The 19927-nt window shown below is 60.3% G+C and carries 20 protein-coding genes; 10 read left to right on the plus strand and 10 right to left on the minus strand.

Going from position 1 to position 19927, the window contains the following annotated elements; all coding sequences use genetic code 11:
• Positions 1–27 precede the first annotated feature (27 nt).
• From C5748_RS18985 to topA, 3 genes are read right to left on the minus strand one after another with little or no spacing between them, the layout of a single operon-like run.
• Complete coding sequence (locus C5748_RS18985; RefSeq protein WP_105743499.1) at positions 28–459, minus strand: DUF983 domain-containing protein; 432 nt, start codon at positions 457–459, stop codon at positions 28–30.
• Positions 456–2765 (minus strand): ribonuclease R, encoded by a 2310-nt coding sequence (gene rnr, locus C5748_RS18990; RefSeq protein ID WP_425350276.1) that lies wholly within the window; start codon positions 2763–2765, stop codon positions 456–458. Before rnr ends, C5748_RS18985 begins: the two co-directional genes overlap by 4 nt.
• Before the next feature lie 12 nt (positions 2766–2777).
• Positions 2778–5399, minus strand: a complete 2622-nt coding sequence (gene topA / locus C5748_RS18995) for a type I DNA topoisomerase (RefSeq protein WP_105743500.1) — start codon at positions 5397–5399, stop codon at positions 2778–2780.
• A 268-nt stretch (positions 5400–5667) separates the two neighbouring features.
• Here topA and C5748_RS19000 point away from each other — a divergent pair, with 268 nt between their 5' ends.
• Positions 5668–5868: a hypothetical protein gene (locus tag C5748_RS19000; protein ID WP_105743501.1), complete on the plus strand. Its 201-nt coding sequence runs from the start codon at positions 5668–5670 to the stop codon at positions 5866–5868.
• Here C5748_RS19000 and dprA read toward each other — a convergent pair.
• From dprA to C5748_RS19020, 4 genes are all read right to left on the minus strand, one after another.
• Positions 5836–7023: a DNA-processing protein DprA gene (gene dprA / locus C5748_RS19005; protein ID WP_105743502.1), complete on the minus strand. Its 1188-nt coding sequence runs from the start codon at positions 7021–7023 to the stop codon at positions 5836–5838. The genes C5748_RS19000 and dprA overlap by 33 nt on opposite strands.
• A complete protein-coding gene (plsY, locus tag C5748_RS19010) occupies positions 7020–7619 on the minus strand; it encodes a glycerol-3-phosphate 1-O-acyltransferase PlsY (protein ID WP_105743543.1) in 600 nt (199 codons plus the stop codon). The genes dprA and plsY overlap by 4 nt, the downstream gene beginning before the upstream one ends.
• A gap of 152 nt (positions 7620–7771) precedes the next feature.
• Positions 7772–9058 (minus strand): dihydroorotase, encoded by a 1287-nt coding sequence (locus C5748_RS19015; protein ID WP_105743503.1) that lies wholly within the window; start codon positions 9056–9058, stop codon positions 7772–7774.
• Entirely contained in the window at positions 9055–10038 is a 984-nt protein-coding gene (locus C5748_RS19020) for an aspartate carbamoyltransferase catalytic subunit (protein ID WP_105743504.1), read from the minus strand. The genes C5748_RS19015 and C5748_RS19020 overlap by 4 nt, the downstream gene beginning before the upstream one ends.
• A 216-nt stretch (positions 10039–10254) precedes the next feature.
• Between C5748_RS19020 and C5748_RS19025 the strand changes: the two genes are divergently transcribed.
• Positions 10255–11883 carry an acyl-CoA dehydrogenase family protein gene (locus C5748_RS19025; RefSeq protein ID WP_199194836.1) on the plus strand — a complete coding sequence of 543 codons (1629 nt, stop codon included), beginning with the start codon at positions 10255–10257 and terminating at the stop codon, positions 11881–11883.
• A gap of 46 nt (positions 11884–11929) precedes the next feature.
• On the plus strand, positions 11930–12322 hold the full coding sequence (locus C5748_RS19030; RefSeq protein ID WP_342588373.1) for a DUF6105 family protein: 393 nt from the start codon (positions 11930–11932) through the stop codon (positions 12320–12322).
• On the opposite strand, the gene ruvX is transcribed toward C5748_RS19030, so the two are convergent.
• Positions 12313–12798 carry a Holliday junction resolvase RuvX gene (gene ruvX / locus C5748_RS19035; protein ID WP_105743546.1) on the minus strand — a complete coding sequence of 162 codons (486 nt, stop codon included), beginning with the start codon at positions 12796–12798 and terminating at the stop codon, positions 12313–12315. The genes C5748_RS19030 and ruvX overlap by 10 nt on opposite strands.
• Positions 12799–12900: 102 nt before the next feature.
• On the opposite strand from ruvX, the gene C5748_RS19040 reads away from it, so the two are divergent.
• The 7 genes from C5748_RS19040 (at position 12901) to C5748_RS19070 (ending at position 17643) form a co-directional block, all read left to right on the plus strand.
• Positions 12901–13608, plus strand: a complete 708-nt coding sequence (locus C5748_RS19040; RefSeq protein ID WP_105743505.1) for a metal-dependent hydrolase — start codon at positions 12901–12903, stop codon at positions 13606–13608.
• Positions 13609–13755: 147 nt separating this feature from the next.
• Positions 13756–14043, plus strand: a complete 288-nt coding sequence (gatC, locus tag C5748_RS19045; RefSeq protein WP_105743506.1) for an Asp-tRNA(Asn)/Glu-tRNA(Gln) amidotransferase subunit GatC — start codon at positions 13756–13758, stop codon at positions 14041–14043.
• A gap of 6 nt (positions 14044–14049) precedes the next feature.
• Entirely contained in the window at positions 14050–14529 is a 480-nt protein-coding gene (locus tag C5748_RS19050; protein ID WP_105743507.1) for a GNAT family N-acetyltransferase, read from the plus strand.
• Positions 14530–14541: 12 nt separating this feature from the next.
• A complete protein-coding gene (gatA, locus tag C5748_RS19055) occupies positions 14542–16023 on the plus strand; it encodes an Asp-tRNA(Asn)/Glu-tRNA(Gln) amidotransferase subunit GatA (protein WP_105743547.1) in 1482 nt (493 codons plus the stop codon).
• Positions 16024–16147: 124 nt separating this feature from the next.
• Positions 16148–16654, plus strand: coding sequence for a GNAT family N-acetyltransferase (locus C5748_RS19060; protein ID WP_158259896.1), 507 nt, complete (start codon positions 16148–16150; stop codon positions 16652–16654).
• Positions 16655–16736: 82 nt separating this feature from the next.
• The gene (locus C5748_RS19065; protein ID WP_105743509.1) at positions 16737–16919 is read left to right on the plus strand and encodes a hypothetical protein; all 183 of its coding nucleotides are present in this window, start codon (positions 16737–16739) and stop codon (positions 16917–16919) included.
• 394 nt (positions 16920–17313) lie between these two features.
• Positions 17314–17643, plus strand: a complete 330-nt coding sequence (locus C5748_RS19070) for a hypothetical protein (protein ID WP_105743510.1) — start codon at positions 17314–17316, stop codon at positions 17641–17643.
• A gap of 92 nt (positions 17644–17735) precedes the next feature.
• Here C5748_RS19070 and C5748_RS19075 read toward each other — a convergent pair whose 3' ends face one another.
• Both C5748_RS19075 and C5748_RS19080 read right to left on the minus strand, forming a co-directional pair.
• The gene (locus C5748_RS19075; protein ID WP_105743511.1) at positions 17736–18164 is read right to left on the minus strand and encodes a hypothetical protein; all 429 of its coding nucleotides are present in this window, start codon (positions 18162–18164) and stop codon (positions 17736–17738) included.
• 218 nt (positions 18165–18382) lie between these two features.
• Positions 18383–19915 carry an acyl-CoA carboxylase subunit beta gene (locus tag C5748_RS19080; RefSeq protein ID WP_105743512.1) on the minus strand — a complete coding sequence of 511 codons (1533 nt, stop codon included), beginning with the start codon at positions 19913–19915 and terminating at the stop codon, positions 18383–18385.
• Positions 19916–19927 lie beyond the last annotated feature (12 nt).

Consider the following 19927-nt stretch of genomic DNA (forward strand, 5'->3'; position numbering starts at 1 on the left):
CGGCATTCCGGCTTTCGGACTATGTTACTACACGTGGTCTTCTTCGCCGCCGAACCCATGCATGTAATATGCCCATTGCAGCCCGATGGTGGCGCCCTTGAGCGGCTGCAGGAACAAAAGCGACAGGATGACGGTAACCGGCCCCCAGATCGCCATATGCGCCCACAGTGGTATATCGACGGCGGTTTCGACGCCCATGAACGCGCCGACGACGATATGACCGACGACGAAGATCGTCAGATAGGCCGGCAGGTCATCCGCGCGCTGGTGATGGAACTCCTCGCCGCATACCGCGCAGGCATCGACGGGTTTGACGAAGGCCCGGAACAGCTTGCCTTCGCCGCAATGCGGACAGCGGCCGCAAAACCCGCGCCACATGGCCTGCAAAAGCGGGCGGACGGGACGCGCAACCGCCGGGGCTGCGCCAAATATCTGCGGATTTTCGATTGACTGGTTCATGAACGTCCTCTCCGCTTAGCGCGGGGAATGCCCGATGGCTTTCCCCGCCCGCCACGCATCGCGCGGCTTGATTTATGGTGCGAACGCATCGATGCGGGCATCGGACGCGGTTCGGAAACCATCTCGAAGCGAAGCGATCCGGCTATCGGAAGCGCTTCGATCAATTTGACATCGACGATATCGCCGAGGCGATAGCCTTTTCCGCTGCGTTCACCGGCAAGTGCATGGTTCGCTTCGTCGTATAGATAATACTCGTTCCCCAGCGTTGAAATGGGAATGAAGCCGTCTGCGCCATATGTCGCAAGCGCGACGAAGAGCCCGGATTTCGTGACACCGGAAATCCTGCCCTGGAATTCGCTGTCGATCTGCGTCGCCAGATGATGGGCGATCAGGCGATCGACGGTGTCGCGTTCCGCCACCATCGCCCGCCGTTCCGTGGCCGAAATGAGTGCTGCGATCTCTTCGAGCCGCGCCTCCTCGTCAGGCGTGATCCCGCCTGGACCAAAGCCGAGAGCGCCGATCAGCGCGCGATGCACGATCAGATCCGCATAACGGCGGATCGGCGAGGTGAAATGCGCATAGCGGCTCAGATTGAGGCCGAAATGGCCGATATTGTCAGGGCTGTATGCGGCCTGGCTCTGCGAGCGCAGCACCACCTGGTTGACCAGATCCTGATGGTCGCTGCCTTCGACGCGCTTCAGGATCTGGTTGAACTGGCCGGGTTTGAGTTGAGCCCCCTTGGCCAGGCTGATATCCAGCGTGCGCAGGAATTCGCGCAATGATTCCTGCTTGGCCATCGACGGCGCATCATGGGTGCGGAAGATCAGCGACTGGCGCTTGCGCTCCAGCGTTTCCGCCGCTGCGACATTCGCCTGGATCATGAACTCCTCGATGAGCTTGTGCGCATCCAGGCGCGGCGGAATGACGACCTTGTCCACCTTGCCCTCAGGCGTGAGCAGGATCTTCTTTTCCGGCAGGTCGAGTTCCAGGGGTTCGCGCTCGTTGCGACCGCGCCTGAGCGTCGCATAGGCGTCCCACAGCGGCTTCAGTACCGCATCGAGGATCGGGCCGGTCTTGTCGTCGGGCGCACCGTCTATCGCCGCCTGTGCCTGTGGATAGGCAAGACGCGCGGCAGAGCGCATCATCACCCGGTGGAAGCTGTGCGAGCGCTTGCGCCCTTCGGCGGTGAAGATCATCCGGACGGCGAGGGCGGGGCGATCGACGAGCTCTTTCAGGGAGCAGAGATCGTTGGAGATCCGTTCGGGGAGCATCGGCACGACACGGTCGGGGAAATAGACGGAATTGCCCCGCTTCAGGGCCTCGCGGTCAAGCGCGGAGCCGGGCAGCACATAGGCCGCGACATCGGCAATGGCCACCGTGACGATATGACCGCCGGGATTGGAGGGATCGCTGTCCGGTTCGGCAAAAACCGCATCGTCATAATCCTTGGCATCGGCCGGATCGATGGTGACGAGCGGCAGGCTGCGCCAGTCCTCGCGATGCGCCATGGTGGCGGGCTTGGCCTCTTCCGCCTCCCGCAGCACCTCCTCCGGAAATATATGCGGGATCTCATGCGCATGGATGGCGATCATCGACAGCGCCTTTTCACTGTCGATCGAGCCAACGATCTGCCGCACGCTGGCATGGGCAAGACCGTGGCGCCCGGCGCGGGTGATCTCGACCTCGACCAGATCGCCGGGTTTAGCCTCGTTCAGCTGACCGCTGTCGACGACCAGCTCCGCCTGACGGCGTTCGACCGGCTCTATGCGCCACTCGCCGTCGCTGGTGCGGCGCAGCACGCCGAGCACCGCATCGCTCCGATGCTCCAGGCGCTTCATGATGCGTGCGGTATAGGCCGGCCCGGTCTTCTCTGGCGATGGAAAGATCTTGGCCAGAACCCGGTCGCCAATACCTGGCGCTGGGCCCGTGGCGCCGCGCGAGGGACGGATGAGAACCTCAGGCGCTTTTTCGCCCGTCGCTTCCCATTCGGCTGGCCTGGCGATCAATCCGCCACCCGCCTCGCGACCCGTAATGTCTAGGACGGCGACGTGCGGCAGCGCCCCCTTCCTCGCCAGTCGCTTGGCGCGTTTTTCGATCAGCCCTTCATCGGCAAGATCGCGCAGCATGTCTTTCAGGAAAATCCTGTTATCACCCTTCAGGTTGAAAGCCTTGGCTATGTCGCGCTTGCCGGCGCGATCGGGGTTCTCATTGATGAAGGTCAGGATATCGTCACGCGTCGGCAGATGCGTTTGGCGATCTTGGCTTGTCCGGCCAGGCTTGGGTGGTTTCGAAATCTGGCGCGCCAATCCCTTAATTCCTTATTCTGTTTTTGCGGTCTTCTTCGCCGTCTTGGTCGGGGCTTTCTTCGCCGGTGCCTTGGTGGTCTTGGTTGCTGTTTTGGCAGTCTTGGCGCGGGCCGGCTTCTTGGCCGAAGCGCCGCCCTTTTCCGCTATCAGCGCCAGCGCGTCCTCAAGCGTCACGCTGGCAGGCTCCTTGCCCTTCGGCAGCGTGGCGTTGATCTTGCCCCAATTGACATAGGGACCGTAGCGGCCGTCGCGTACCGTGATCGGGCCGCCATCGGGATGGTCGCCCAATGTCGCCAGCGCCGCGGGCGTGGAGCGCGTGCGCCCGCCCTTCGCCTGCTTGTCGGCAAGAACGGTCACGGCGCGGTTGATGCCGATCGAGAATACCTCCTCGGCATTCTCCACATTGGCGAATGTACCGTCATGCGTCACATAGGGACCATAGCGTCCGATACCAGCGGAAATCATCTTGCCGGTTTCCGGATGTTTTCCGATGTCGCGCGGCAAGGACAAGAGCGCCAGCGCCTTTTCATGATCGATCGTCTCGATCGACCATCCCTTGGGCAGGCTGGCGCGCTTCGCCTCCTTGCCTTCGCCCCGCTGGATATAGGGGCCGAAGCGGCCATTGCGCGCGGTGATCTCCTCGTCCGTATAGGGATCCTTGCCAAGCATTTTCGGCTCGTCGGCCGCCGATCCTTTGCCGCTGCCATTGGCATCGCCGCCGAGCTGGCGCGTGAATTTGCACTCCGGATAGTTCGAGCAGCCGACAAAAGCCCCGAATTTCCCGAGCTTCAGGGATAGCGTGCCGGTGCCGCAGGTGGGGCAGCTGCGCGGGTCGCTGCCATCCTCGCGCGGCGGGAAGGCGAGCGGGCTTAATTCCTCATTCAGCGCGTCGAGGACGTTGGTGACGCGCAATTCCTTGATGTTGCCGACGGCAGCGGAAAAATCGTTCCAGAAATCGCGCAGAACGTCTTTCCACAAGAGCTTGCCGTCCGAGATCAGGTCGAGCTTTTCCTCGAGATCCGCCGTGAAATCATATTCCACGTAACGGTCGAAGAAGCTTTCCAGAAATGCGATGACTAGGCGTCCCTTGGCTTCTGGAATGAGCTTGCGCTTGTCGATGGCCACATATTCGCGGTCGCGCAATGTGCTGAGCGTCGCGGTATAGGTGGAGGGCCGGCCGATGCCGAGTTCTTCCATCTTCTTGATGAGGGTTGCTTCGGAATAGCGCGGCGGCGGCTCCGTTGAATGTTGGGTGGCGTTGATCTTTTCGCGCGCAAGCGCTTCTCCGGCACGGACTTCCGGCAGGCGCGCGCCGTCCTCGTCGTCATCCTCGTCCTCCCGATGCTCGGTATAGGCGGCGATGAAGCCGTCGAATCGGGTGACGGAGCCGGTGGCGCGGAGCTGTGCCGTCTGCGCCCCGTTCGTTGCTTCGATCTCCACGGTCGTGCGCTCGATATCGGCAGACTGCATCTGGCTGGCGATCGCGCGTTTCCAGATCAGATCGTAGAGTTTTGCCTGGTCGTCCTCGAGATAACGGCGCATTTCCTTCGGATGACGGTCGAAATCCGTCGGGCGAATCGCCTCGTGCGCTTCCTGGGCATTTTTCGCCTTTGACGCATAGAAGCGCGGCTTCTCCGGCACATAATTGGCGCCGAAACCGCTGCCGATGGCGCTACGCGCGGCTTGTATGGCGTCAGGATCCATCTGCACGCCGTCGGTTCGCATATAGGTGATGAGGCCGGCTGTTTCGCCGCCGATATCGATGCCTTCGTAGAGACGCTGGGCGATCTGCATGGTGCGCGACGCGGAAAAACCGAGCTTGGCTGACGCCGCCTGCTGCAGGGTCGATGTCGTGAAGGGAGGGCCGGGATTGCGCTTTGTCGGCTTGGCCTCGACCGATGCCGCCTTGAACGCCGCCCCCTCCAGCATGGTGCGGATGGTGCCGGCCTGTTCGGCATTCCTGATATCGAGCTTGCCGAGCTTCTTGCCGTCGAAAACGGTCAGTCGTGCTTCGAAGCCATCGTCGCGCGGCGTCTTCAGAAGCGCTGCGATATTCCAATATTCCTCACGGACGAAGCGTTCGATCTCCGCCTCGCGGTCGCAGACGAGGCGCAGCGCAACCGATTGGACACGGCCCGCAGAGCGTGCGCCAGGCAGCTTACGCCAGAGCACGGGCGACAGCGTGAAGCCGACGAGGTAGTCGAGAGCGCGGCGCGCCAGATATGCATCGACAAGCGGCGCATCGATTTCACGCGGCTGGGCCATGGCATCCAGCACGGCCTTTTTCGTGATGGCGTTGAAAGCGACGCGTTGGACCGATTTCGAGCCGATCACCTTCTTCTGGCGCAGCACTTCAAGAACGTGCCATGAAATCGCTTCGCCTTCGCGATCGGGATCGGTTGCGAGAATGAGGCCGTCGCTTTCCTTCACCGCCTTGGCGATCTCGCTGAGGCGCTTGGAGGACGGCGTATCGACTTCCCATGACATGGCGAAATCTTCATCCGGACGAACCGAACCGTCCTTGGCAGGAAGATCGCGGACATGACCGAACGAGGCCAGGACCTTATAGTCCGAACCAAGATATTTATTGATTGTTTTTGCCTTGGCAGGCGATTCGACAACGACGAGTTTCATACTTTGACCCTAGTTTTCGGGCCCCTGTCGCTACACAAAAGCACATTCGATGGGGGTAAATTTGTTTCCCAAATGAACAGCCCATCTCGTTTGGTCAAGGGCAACGCGATATTTTTCGTGAAATACAACTTTTAGTTGCTTTTTATTGAAATGAAAGTGAAAGTAGTATTACTGATACATCATCAGCCGGTGAATGGCTGGATTTTGAAATCAATATTGGCATGTTGAAAATCATCATATTGCAATAGCAACTCTTTTCAGGTCTGCAATGAACGAGACAGATGTAAAACGCATTGAAGTCCTTTCATATGTCCAGCAAATGCTTGGAGAACTGCGCTGGATGGCCCATTCCATAGACTATCCGATGCTCGGATATTTCATCGAAATGGCCTACATCGAAAGCGAGGACGCGATCCGGAGCGAACGCGAAGCAAACTCAGACAGGCAGAAGCGAGACGGCGCCGCCTGAATGACGCGCTATGCGGCCGGCAAGATCGAGTTCGAGCAGAACCAGGAAAACCTGTGACGGGTGTAGGCCTGTATGACGGATGAGAGCATCCGGCTCGGTCGGCACGGGACTCAACGCGTCGATGATGCGATCCCGCTCCGGGTCGCTCAAAAGCGTCATCGGAGAAACTGTCGCCTCATCGAGCATATTGTCTCGTCCATCTGGCCCATCCGGCATGTTCAGCGGTAATTCGCCGACAGATGCTCCGCCTATCATGGGGCCGATCAGGGGGGTGAGTGCTTCTACGATGTCGTTGGCTTCGGTGACCAGGATTGCGCCATTCTTGAGAAGCCTGTTCGTTCCGGCCGAACGAGGATCGAGCGGCGAACCCGGGACGGCGAACAAAAGCCGCCCCATTTCACCCGCCAGCCGGGCGCTGATCAGCGAACCGGATCGGTCGGCCGCTTCGATGACGACAAGCCCAAGCGAGATACCGGCGATGATGCGGTTGCGGCGAGGGAAATCGCGGGCGCGAGGCTCCCAGCCCATCGGCATTTCGCTGATCAGCACGCCGTTCTTTTCCGGAATGGCATTGTAGAGATGCATGTTCTCAGGCGGATAGGGCTTGTCCAACCCGCCTGCGAGAACGGCGATGGTGCCGGTATCGAGGCTTGCCTCGTGGGCCGCGGCATCGATCCCGCGCGCCAGCCCGGATACGATCGCATAGCCGGCAGCGCCAAGCTCCCTGACCAGCCTGTGGGTGAAACGGCTGCCGGCAAGCGAGGAATTACGCGCGCCGACGATGGCGACAGGCGGGATATTGAAGAGATTGGCATCGCCCTTGATCGCGACAAGCGGCGGAGAGGTTTCATGATGGCGCAGATAGGGCGGATAGCCCGGTTCACCCATTCCGATGAAGCGCCCGCCGATTTTATCGATAAGCTCCATTTCGCGTTCGGCATCTTCGATCGAGGCCACGCGGATCGGTCGGTTTCCACCGCCGCGACGCATCAGTTCGGGCAACATTTGCAGCGCATCGCCGGCGGAGCCGAAATGCGAGATCAGATCGCGAAAGGTGACGGGGCCGACATTTTCGCTGCGTATCAGGCGCAGCCAATTCAGCCTCTGGCGATCGGACAGGCGAATTCCCTTTGGCGAATCCGCGGAACCGGTCATCCCTTGGCCCCGATCTTTCCTTCGGTGCCGCTCAGGAGACGGGAGATATTGGCTCGGTGCTTGATGAAGACGATGACGGTCATGACGACGAACAGAAGCGCAGTATCATGAAGACCGAAAAGATAGAGCGCGACCGGCACGGCTATGGCCGCGACGAGCGCTGAAAGCGAGGAATAGCGTGTCGCGAAAGCCACGGCCAGCCAGACCAGCGCGAAGACCAGCGCACCTTTCCAGGCAAGGCCGATGAGAACGCCGAGATAGGTGGCCACGCCCTTGCCGCCCTTGAAGCCGATCCAGATGGGGTAGAGATGGCCGAGAAATGCGCCGAAGCCGGCGGCAAGCGCGAATTCCGGTCCCCAGCGCCCGGCAATGAGAACGGTGGCGGCGCCTTTCAGCATGTCGAGAAGCAGCGTCGCCGCCGCGAGCTTCTTATTGCCCGTGCGCAGCACATTGGTGGCGCCTATATTGCCCGAGCCGATGGCGCGGACGTCGCCAAGGCCGGCAAGGCGGGTCAGGACGAGACCGAAAGGTATCGATCCCAGGAGATAGCCGAATATGAGTGCGGCAAGCAGAGCGGGCAGCCCCGCCTGCAGGATGGTCGGATCGATCACTATGCCTCTCCCCCTCGGCTCTAATGCTACTGCATAATTCCTTAAATCGGAATCGATTTGAGGATAAAATTATGCAGCATTTAAAAGTGTTAGAGCGTCCTTTGCGCGTCCAATTGGACGCCCGGCGCTCTACCGGCTCAGATGTTGAAGACGGTCTTTCCCGCCACCATAGTCTGCGTTACGCGGCCTTGGAAGCGTGCGCCCTCGAAACAGCTGTTCTTGGAGCGCGAATGCAAATCCTCCTCCTTCACGATCCAGGGCTCGTCGAGATCGACGATCGCCAGATCGGCGGGCGCTCCCGGCTTCAGCGTTCCCGCATCGAGGCCGAAAATCTTCGCAGGCTTGGTCGACAGCACCTCGATGATGCGAACGAGCGGCAGGCTTTCATTGTGATAAAGGCGCAGCGCCGCTGCCAGCAATGTTTCAAGACCGATTGCGCCGGCTTCGGCATCGGCGAAGGGCAGCCGCTTGGTGTCGACATCCTGCGGGTCATGTGCGGAGACGACGAGATCGATCACGCCTGTTCGTACTGCCTCGACCATCGCCAGCCGGTCCTCTTCCGTCCGCAATGGCGGCGATAGCCGGAAGAAGGTGCGGAATTCGCCGATGTCGTTTTCATTGAGCGAAAGATGATTGATTGAAATTCCTGCCGTTACCGGCACCCCCTGATCCTTGGCGCGCAGGATCGCATCGGCCGACATCGCCGTGGAGATCTGCGCGGCATGGTATTTGCTGCGCGTCAGCGCCGCCAGCCGCAGATCGCGTTCGAGCGGAATGATCTCCGCCTCGCGCGGAATGCCCGGCAGACCGAGCCAGCTTGCGAAAAGTCCCTCGTTCATCACCCCGTTCGCGGCGAGATAGGGATCGTGGGTCTCATGGGCGACGACCACGCCGAAATCGTGCGCGTAAGTCAGCGCCCGGCGCATCAAAAGCGTGTTGGCGATCGTCTTGCGGCCTTCGGTGATGGCGACGGCACCCGCTTCGCGCAGGAGACCGACCTCGGTCATCTCTTCACCGCGCAATCCCTTGGTGATCGCAGCCGCCGGATGGACATTGACGATCGCGGTGTCGCGGGCCGTGCGCTTGACGAATTCGACAAGCGCCACATCGTCGATGACAGGATCGGTATCGGGCATCATGACAATGGAGGTGACGCCGCCCGCCGCCGCCGCCTGGCTTGCCGAGGCGATGGTTTCGCGATGCTCCGCGCCGGGTTCCCCGATGAAGACGCGGGAATCGACCAGTCCCGGAATGATCGTCTTGCCGCTCAGGTCATACCGCTGCGCGCCCTCCGGCACACCCTGGTTGCGCGCATTCGCGCCGGCGGCGAGGATATTGCCGCCCTTGACGATGACGGTTCCGATCTCGTCGAGGCCGCGTGACGGATCGACGATGCGGGCGTTCTCGAAAATGATCGCGCTCATGCCCATCCTCCCGCTGTGGGACCGGACTGATCCTCATTGCGGCGCGGATCGAGCAGCGCCTCCATGATAGCCATGCGGACCGCCACGCCCATCTCGACCTGCTGCTGGATGACGCTTTGCGGACCGTCGGCGACATCGGAGGCGATCTCGACGCCGCGGTTCATCGGGCCGGGATGCATGACCAGTGCATCGGGCTTGGCTATCTTCAGTTTCTCGCGGTCAAGGCCGTAATAGCGGAAATATTCGCGCACCGAAGGCACGAAGGACCCGGCCATGCGTTCGCGTTGCAGGCGCAGCATCATCACGACATCGGCGTCCTTCAGCCCTTCTTCCATGGTATTGAAGACCTCGACCCCCATCTGGGCGATCCCCTGGGGAAGCAATGTCGAGGGCGCGACCACCCTGACGCGTGCGCCGAGCGCATTGAGAGCCAAGATGTTGGAGCGCGCCACGCGCGAGTGGAGCACATCGCCGCAGATCGCCACGATCAGCCGTTCGACCTTGCCCTTGGCGCGGCGGATCGTCAGCGCGTCGAGCAGCGCCTGGGTCGGGTGCTCATGTGCGCCGTCGCCCGCATTGACCACCGAGCAGCCGACCTTCTGCGCCAGAAGTGCCGCCGCACCCGCCGAAGCATGGCGGATGACGAGGATGTCGGGGCGCATGGCATTGAGCGTCATCGCCGTGTCGATGAGCGTCTCGCCCTTCTTCACCGATGAATTGCCGACCGACATGTTCATCACATCCGCGCCGAGCCGCTTGCCGGCCAGTTCGAAGGAGGATTGCGTGCGCGTCGATGATTCGAAGAAAAGGTTGATCTGGGTTCGCCCGCGTAAGCTGGTCTTTTTCTTCTCGGACTGGCGCGAAATCGCCACTTCCTGATCTGCGAGATCGAGAAGGCAGACGATATCCTGGGGCGAAAGGCCCTTGATGCCAAGCAGATGGCGGTGAGGGAAGATGGGGGAGGCGGGGTTTGATGTCATATCAAGAACCCCCTATAGGCCCGATGCGCAGGCCTCGCAAGCGGCGTATGCCGGCAAGATCCGGCTTTGGTGAAGAAATCGGTGGAGTTTGCGAGGCACGTTGCAAGAACGGGCTGCAGGAAGGCGAAAAATTTAGCAAATCCGGTTAGGAGGACTTACATTCATGCAGAATCGTCCTGCTATCGAACAGGGCAGCAAATCAAATGGAAACTGTCATTGAAAACGCATGAGGTCACCAATCAGACGCCGCCGATGACCGGCATCAATGCTTATCTCTGTGATCCGCTGCTGATGCAGATCGCCGCCCGGTTTCCAAAGGCGCTGCACAGCGATCTGGAGCAGGCGGGCCGCTTCGTCACGTCGGCCGAGGCGCAGGACTTGGCGCGTCTGGCCAATACGGAGTTGCCGAAATTGCGGACGCACGACCGGCAAGGCAGGCGTCTCGATCAGGTCGAGTACCATCCCGCCTATCATGCCTTGATGCGGCGTTCGATCGGTCAGGGCCTCCATTCCTCGGTATGGGAGGATGGGCAGACGGAAGCCGGACGCCGCCATCAGACGCGCGCCGCGCGGTTTTTCCTGGCGGCGCAGCTCGAGTGCGGCCATCTCTGCCCCATCACCATGACCAACGCATCGCTCGCGGCCCTCATGGCAAGCCCCAATCTCTATCGGGAATGGGCGCCGCTCGTTCTCACGCGCAAATATGATCCGAGCCAAAAGCCACCCGCCAAAAAGGCTGGTCTGACCCTCGGCATGGGCATGACCGAGAAGCAGGGCGGCACGGATGTACGTGCCAACACGACACGCGCCGAACGGGCCGGAAACGGCTTTTACCGCATCACCGGTCATAAATGGTTCCTTTCCGCGCCGATGTCGGATGCGTTCCTGGTGCTGGCGCAGGCAGCCGAGGGGTCTTCCTGCTTTCTCGTTCCGCGCATCCTGCCGGATGGCACCGCCAATGGCTTCCGCTTCCAGCGCCTGAAGGATAAGCTCGGCAACCGCTCCAACGCTTCATCGGAGGTGGAGTTCGAGGATGCGCTCGGACAGATGGTCGGCCAGCCGGGAGAGGGCGTCAAGACGATCATCGACATGGTGACGCTGACGAGGCTCGATTGCGCGATCGCTTCAGCCGGCCTGATGCGGGCCGGGCTGGCGGAAGCCGTGCATCATGCGCGCCATCGCCAGGTCTTTGGCGCACCTCTTCTCGACCAGCCGCTGATGCAGCGCGTCCTGGCCGACATGGCGCTCGATGTCGCGGGCGCGACGGCCCTTTCGCTGCGCCTGGCGCGGGCTTTCGACATGGCGGCAAGCGACCGCGGCGAGGCGGCTTTCGCCCGTGTGATGACGCCTGTCGTCAAATATTGGGTGGCAAAGATTGCGCCCTCGCTTCTCTATGAGGCGATGGAGTGCCTGGGCGGCAACGGCTATATCGAGGAAGGCAATCTCGCGCGCTATTACAGGGAAGCCCCCGTCAATGCCATATGGGAAGGCTCCGGCAATGTCATGGCGCTCGATGTGCGGCGCGTCCTAGTGCGCGCGCCGAAGCTTTTCGACGAGGTGCTCGCCTGGATTTCCAATCAATTGGGTCGAGGCGGACAGGGGACGGTGGATGTGCTGCGCGCCGCCATGAACGTGGCCGAGTCCGACGAGGGCGCCGCCCGTATCCTGACGGAACAGCTTGCGCTTGCCGCCGCCGGCGCCGAACTCCGCCAGCTTGGCGCGGACGATATTGCCGATGCGTTCATCGAAACCCGTCTCGCCGGGCAGTGGCGCACCACCTACGGCATGATCGACGCCCGCCACAACGCCAAAGCCATCATCAACTCGCTCTATCCTGCACCTTAAAATGGCCGGATAGTCGCATATCACTGCGGGCGGTTAACCCTAACAAATGGTTTCGATTGCCGTTCCGGCATCGACCGATCAAGGTGCCTTTGAAAGGATCCGCCCCCATGATTCCCGACCCGAACGCCTTGCCGAAGAGGAGACGAACGCCATGCGCTATCTCCTGATCTTCTGGGCAGGCCCGCTCGGTCTCTTCTGGGGATGGTATTTCCTGTCACTCAACGATATCAGTTTCGGCACGGCTTTTTTCAGCCGCCAGATGAACGATCTGGTCTTTGCGGTCTATGGCGATGTGCTGGGCATCGATCCTCAGACAATCCCGCCACTGGCTGCGCGGGCATGTGTGATCGATACACTGATCCTGTTCGCCATCATCGCCTTTCGCCGGCGGCGCGAAATCCTTGCCCGGTTTCAGGCGTGGCGGGAGCGCTATTCCTGATCTTCCTGTTGCCGAAGACTGTTCAGCCTGTCGAGCGCGCCTTGCAGGATGAAGGCGGCTGCAGCGGAATCGATCCGTTCCGCCCGCTTCTGCCGCGAGACATCCATGCCGATCAGCACCCGCTCTGCCGCGACGGTCGAAAGGCGCTCATCCCAGTAGACGAATGGCAGATCGGTCAGTTTTTCCATGTTGCGGACGAAAGCACGCGTCGCCTGCACGCGTGGTCCCTCGCTGCCATCCATGTTGACGGGCAGGCCGATGACGACCGCGCCGGTGTTTTCCGCCGTCAGCGCGGCCAGAAGCGTCTGCGCATCGATGGTGAATTTGGTCCGCCTTATCACCGGGCGGGGATTGGCGAAGGAAAGGCCGCGATCGGAAACGGCAAGGCCGATCGTCTTCGTACCGAGATCCAGCCCGGCAATGGTCTGGCCGGGCGCCAGAACGTTCTCGACAGAATCGATAGCCAGAACCGTCAATGCCTGCACTTCCTGTTTTGCGATCATGCGCTCTTGAATTGAGCCTTTCGCGCGTCATAACTGTCTGCACACGATATGGCGATACCTCAAGGAGCGAATTTCATGAAGATTACCTGGCTCGGCCATTCGGCCTTCCGCATCGACACATCGGATGCGGCGATCCTGATCGACCCCTTTCTGACCGGCAATCCGGGCGCAAAGGATATCGATCTCAAGACAGCCATCGAGGGGGTGACCCATATCGCACTGACCCATGGCCATGGCGACCATGTCGGCGACACGGTAAAAATCGCCAAGGAGACGGGCGCCACCGTGATAGCCAATGCCGATCTCGCCACCTGGCTGGCCCATCAGGGCGTCGAAAAGGTCGATCCGGGCAATACCGGCGGCACATTGTTCCACAATGCGTTTTCCGTCACTTTCGTCAATGCGCTGCATTCCTCCGCCATTCTTACTGAAGACGGCGTTTCGCATTCGCTCGGAAGCGCCAATGGCCTCGTATTCCATTTCGAGGATGAGCCGACGCTTTATCACATGGGCGACACGGACATTTTTTCGGACATGGCGCTGATCGACGAGCTGCACCGTCCGGAGATCGGCATCGTCCCCATCGGTGACCGTTTCACCATGGGAGGCGCGGTGGCGGCGCTAGCCTGCCAGCGTTATCTGAAATTCTCCACCGTTATCCCCTGCCACTATGGTTCCTTCCCGATTATCGACCAGACGGCGGATAAATTCGTCGCCGCGATGGAGGGCACGAGCAGTACCAAGATCGAGGTGCCGAAGGCCGGAGGAACAGTTTCGGTCTGAATACATTCTGAGGAGAAAACCGCACCGGGTAAACATGCAATTAATTGCATTTCTAATGCCTGCCCGGTATAGCCCCACGAGCTAAAGCCCAAACAAACCAGCAGTCTGGCGGTGCGCCTTGCGCCGGTCGGATTTCGGAGAACCAAGATGTCAGTTGATCTTTCAACCGTGAAGCGTGTGGCGCATCTCGCCCGCATCGCCGTCAGCGAGGAAGACGCGGAACGCATGACCGGCGAACTCAATGCTATTCTGGGCTTCGTTGAGCAGCTCAATGAGGTGGATGTGAGCGGCGTCGAGCCGATGACCTCCGTGACCCCGATCGCCATGCGCCTGCGTGAGGATGTGGTGTCGGACGGCAGCAAGGCGGCGGACATCGTTGCCAACGCCCCGCTCACCGAGGAGAATTTCTTCGTGGTTCCGAAGGTCGTGGAGTAAGCGGCCATGGCTGTTGCAGTGTCTGTGGAAACGCCGCTCCAGGACGATGTGCGCGGGCTGGTAGACAAGCTCAACGCCCATCTTCTGCCGCTGTCTCCGATCGAGTTCCAATTCAAGATGACCGTCGAGGAGATGGCCGGTCCTGAAACAACCGTGTTTATCGCGCGTGACGAAAACGGACGCGCGGTCGGCTGCGGCGCGCTGAAGGTCCATTCGCGGGAGGTTGGCGAGGTCAAGCGCATGTACACGCTGCCGGAAGTGCGCGGCCTGCGGGTCGGAACGGCGCTTCTCGAAGCGATCACGCGGCTTGCTCAGCGCAAGAGGCTTTCACGCCTGGTTCTCGAAACGGGTACCGGCTCCGGCTTCGCGTCCGCGTGGCGCCTTTACGAGCGCGCCGGCTTCACCCGCTGCAGGGTCGTGCTGGATTATCCCGACTCCGAACACGGTGCTTTTTTCGAAAAGCGCCTTTCTCCCTTGGCGCACTGACAGGATTTGATGATGACCGATCTGACCGCACTCACGATCTCCGAGGCGCGCGACCAGCTTAAAAGCAAGGTTTTCACCGCTTCGGAGCTGACTGATGCCTATCTGAAAGCCATCGAGGCGGCGAACGGTGCGCTGAACGCCTATGTCGCGGTGACGCATGAGAAGGCGCGGGAAATGGCCAGGGCTTCCGACGCACGGCTGGCGAAGGGCGAGGCGGGGGCGCTCGAGGGTATTCCGCTGGGCATCAAGGACCTCTTCGCCACCGAAGGCGTGCATACGCAGGCCTGTTCGCACATCCTCGATAATTTCAAGCCGCGCTATGAATCGACCGTAACGGCCAATCTATGGGCGGAAGGCGCAGTGATGCTCGGCAAGCTCAACATGGACGAGTTCGCCATGGGGTCATCCAATGAGACGTCTTTTTACGGCCCGGTCAAGAACCCGTGGCGCGCCAAGGGCTCGAATGCCGATTTGGTGCCCGGCGGTTCGTCGGGCGGTTCTGCCGCAGCCGTTGCCGCCCGGCTTTGCGCCGGCGCGACGGCGACCGATACCGGCGGTTCGATCCGCCAGCCTGCGGCATTCACCGGTACGGTCGGCATCAAGCCGACCTATGGCCGCGTCTCGCGCTGGGGTGTCGTCGCCTTCGCCTCCTCGCTCGATCAGGCAGGGCCGATCGCGCGCGACGTGCGCGACAGCGCCATCCTTCTGAAATCTATGGCGTCGGTCGATCTGAAGGATACGACCTGCGTCGACTTGGCCGTGCCGGATTACGAAGCTGCCATTGGTAAATCAATCAAGGGCATGAAGATCGGTATTCCCAAGGAATACCGCGTCGATGGAATGCCGGAAGAGATCGAAAGGCTCTGGCAGCAGGGTATCGCCTGGCTGAAGGACGCCGGCGCCGAAATCGTCGATATCTCGCTGCCGCACACCAAATACGCGCTGCCCGCCTATTATATCGTCGCGCCCGCCGAAGCGTCGTCCAATCTGGCGCGCTACGACGGCGTGCGCTACGGCCTGCGCGTGCCGGGCAAGGACATCGCCGAGATGTACGAAAAGACCCGTGCCGAAGGTTTCGGCCGCGAGGTCAAGCGTCGCATCATGATCGGCACCTATGTTCTCTCCGCCGGTTATTACGATGCCTATTATCTCAGGGCGCAGAAGGTTCGCACACTCATCAAGAAGGATTTCGAAGATGTCTTCCATGCGGGCGTCGATGCGATCCTGACGCCTGCTACACCGTCGGCTGCCTTCGGCGTTGCCGATGAAGACCTCGCGGCCGATCCTGTGAAGATGTATCTGAACGATATCTTCACGGTCACGGTGAACATGGCCGGCCTGCCCGGCATCGCGGTTCCTGCCGGGCTCAGCGGGCAGGGGCTGCCGCTCGGTCTGCAACTGATCGGACGGCCGTTTGGCGAAGAGACGCTTTTCCAGACGGCACATATCATCGAACAGGCCGCGGGCCGTTTCACGCCGCCAAGCTGGTGGTAGAGCATGATCCCGAAAAGTTGCAGACTTTTCGGATAAGATCATGCGGCTATAAAATGAGAGCATGATCCCGAACCAAAGGTCAGCGACAGCAAAAAGTTGCAGGCTTCCAGGTAAGATCATGCGCATGAAAGAAGATACAAAAATGCAGATCCGGCGGGCCGAAGCGGGTTATAGCGCGGCGATCGCATCCGTCGGATACCGCGCCTGGGCCTCCACGATCTTTGGTTTCGAACCGGAGCAGCCAGGAGTGCGTAAACGCGTGGAGAACGTGTTCCATGTTTTTGCCGATGAGTTCCCTTCCCGGATATTGCTGGCCGAATCCGCCGGCATCATCTGCGGCTGGGGCGCTCGCGATACGGGTACCGATTACATTTCCGATCTGTGGATCGATCCCGCTTGGCAGCGACAAGGCATCGGTCTTGCACTGATGGATGCGCTTTTGGCCGAGATCGTGCTCCTGGGCTATGCAAGCGCGCACATCGATACCCACGCCCGCAATCTTCCCGCCATCCGCCTCTACGAGCGATGCGGCTTTTATGTCGTATGGCGGGGACTGGAATGGTCCGACAGCCTTGGCCGGGAAGTCGGGAAGGTCAGGATGGAAGCGTCGTTGAACGAAAGGTTCCATTAAGGCCATTTGCATCAAGGAGGATTGTCTCTCATCATCTTTGACCTATTCTCATTTTGATCAGGCAAGCAGAAAGGGAAAAGACGTGTGGATCGAACTGACTGACGTCAATGGCGAGCGCATCACGATCAATTTTGATCATGTCGTATCGTATAATGCTTATGGCACCGGCGCACATATCGTGACCACGACTCCCGATCTGACGTTCTTCGTCAAGGAGGACATCGATACGATCCAGCAGAGGATCGGCATCAAGCCGACCGGCTGAAACGGCGCATCGTGCTTCCCGAAACCGATTCCGGTTTTGGGTCGATGCGGTGGCTGGACCACAGTGCGAAAAGGCCGCTTTCCCGGCCTTTCTGGAAATTACCCTCGACTCAGGGTAGTTTCATGTAGTGCCCGTTGTTCCGAATGCTCCATCGAGCCGATCGGGTGAGGCTAAAGAGTCAGTTGAAGTTATTGCGATCATTTCCGGGCGGGTGGGATGACAACAACCCTATCCGTGATGAGGTATTGGCATGCTCAACACAGACAAGACAGCTCTTCGGTTCTCATTTGAAATACCGCCCTTGCAGGCGAAACGCGTTATATTTCGATTACGGCAGCTGTCATTGCGGCGAAAACGAATACCCGATGGAGCCGATAACGAACAATTGAATGGCATGGGCTTCCTGCGGGCGCTTGTTTCACTTCCGGCATTGACGGCTCTGTTGCTTCTCCCGGCAATGCAATTTCAAGCCGAGGCGCATGACGCGCCTACCGGCTGGTCCTATCCCTATCAATGCTGTCACGATCTGGATTGCCGTCCGGTCAGCGCCAGATCGGTTGCCGAGCGCCCCGAGGGATATGTCATTACCGGGACGGGAGAGGTGGTCGGCTACCGCGACGTCCGCATCCGCCAGTCGCCTGACGGGCTGTTCCACTGGTGTTCGGTTTCAGGGAAATCGAATTCGCGGACCATCTGCCTGTTTGTTCCGCCACGATCATTCTGAGAAGCTTCGTGATATGCCTCACATCAAACGTTGCGGCTCGCCATCGGCGAGCCGCTAAAATCATGTATCGTCCTGTCTGTGAGCACCGTCTATCAGACGAATGAACCCCGCAACCTGGCGAGCATGCCGGGTCCGTCGATCGCGCCTCTGACGTGACGGGCGGCGGTCGCTGCCGAAACCGTTGCGCCATAATGGCAATAACAAACGATTTCGTGCATTTGCCGGTCCGTTATTTCAAAGAAACGCTTTGCTTCGCCATAGCTGTCGTCTTTCATGCCTTCGGCACGGAAAACGGCGTCTTCAAATGCAACCGAGATCGGAGAGCCGGCGCTACGCATCGTCTCCCGTGTCTCGACCGGTTGATATTCTGTACCGGGAAGCGTTGCCAGAAGCCTGCCCGGCTCTTTTTCAAGGAGCTCGGCCCAACGTTCGAGACGTTCGGTCCTGGTCATGACCGGACGGGCAATGTCGGGATTGGCTTTGGCAATGACTTGCATTTGCTCAAGCGTCTTGTGCTGCATAGTCACCTCCTGTTTCAGGATACGTGGTGCACAGCCCCCTTCGTCTCGCCCATAAAGAAGGGTACTCCAAGCTACCGACAAGTCCAGCATAAACAACATTCCGGCCGGTCACATTTTTTATGAACGGCTTCTTCATATTTGCGGAGCCAGCGCGGGGCAGGGTAGGCAGGAGCGATCGCGGCGGAAAGGCCGTTGCAGCCAAGCACGACTGAGGAGGGTCAGAGCGGAATATTGTCGTGCTTCTTCCAGGGGTTCTCCAGATCCTTGTTCCGCAGCATCCTCAGCGCCCGCGCGACGCGTCTGCGTGTCGAGTGTGGCATGATCACCTCGTCGACATAGCCGCGCTCGGCGGCAACGAAGGGCGACAGGAACCGGTCTTCATAGCGCTCGGTATGGGCGGTGATCTTTTCCGCATCGCCGATATCCTTGCGATAGATGATCTCGACGGCACCCTTGGCGCCCATCACGGCGATCTGCGCCGAGGGCCAGGCATAGTTGATGTCGCCGCGCAGATGTTTGGAGGCCATCACATCATAGGCGCCACCATAAGCCTTGCGCGTGATGATGGTGATTTTCGGCACCGTCGCCTCGGCATAAGCGAAAAGCAGCTTGGCGCCATGCTTGATGAGGCCGCCATATTCCTGTGCGGTTCCCGGCAGGAAGCCCGGCACGTCGACGAATGTCACGATCGGAATGTTGAAGCAGTCGCAGAAGCGCACGAACCGGCCGGCCTTGCGCGAGGCATCGCTATCGAGAACGCCTGCCAGCACCATCGGCTGGTTGGCAACGATGCCGACGGTTCGCCCTTCGATGCGGCCGAAGCCGCAGACGATATTCTTCGCGAAACTTTCCTGGATTTCGAAAAAGTCGCCTTCATCGACCGTCTTCCGGATCAATTCCTTGATGTCGTATGGCTTGTTGGCATTATCCGGCACCAGCCGGTCGAGCGAAAGATCCTGCTCCTCCGTGGATTGATAAAAGGCGACTTCCGGGATTTCCGACGTGTTCGAGGCCGGCAGGAAATCGATCAGCCGGCGCATCTGCAGGAGCGCCTCGACATCATTGTCATAAGCGCCATCGGCGATGGAGGATTTGGTCGTGTGGACCACTGCGCCGCCGAGCTGCTCCGCCGTGACACTCTCATTGGTGACGGTCTTGACCACCTCGGGGCCGGTCACGAACATGTAGGAGGTGTCGCGCACCATGAAGATGAAATCGGTCATGGCCGGCGAATAGACATCGCCGCCGGCGCACGGCCCCATGATCACCGAAATCTGCGGAATGACGCCGGAAGCGAGCACATTGCGCTGGAATATCTCCGCATAGCCGCCGAGCGCCGCCACACCTTCCTGGATGCGCGCACCGCCCGCATCGTAAAACCCGATCACCGGCGCCCGGTTGCGCAGCGCCATGTCCTGTATCTTCTGTACCTTTTCGGCGTGCGCTTCGGAAAGCGAACCGCCGAAAACGGTGAAATCCTTGGCGAAGACGAAGACGGTGCGTCCGTTGACCGTGCCCCAGCCGGTGACGACGCCGTCACCGGCGAACTTGGTTTTCTCCATGCCGAAATCGGTCGAGCGATGCTCGACGAACATGTCGAACTCCTCGAACGAGCCTTCGTCGAGAAAGACGTCGATGCGCTCGCGCGCCGTCAGCTTCCCCTTGCCGTGCTGCGCATCTATGCGGATCTGTCCGCCACCCTGCCTTGCGATTTCACGGCGGCGCTCCAGTTCGCTCAACACGTCTTTCATGGATTGGGCTCC

This window comes from Phyllobacterium phragmitis, from assembly GCF_002980495.1.
GTDB classification, from domain to species: domain Bacteria; phylum Pseudomonadota; class Alphaproteobacteria; order Rhizobiales; family Rhizobiaceae; genus Paramesorhizobium; species Paramesorhizobium phragmitis.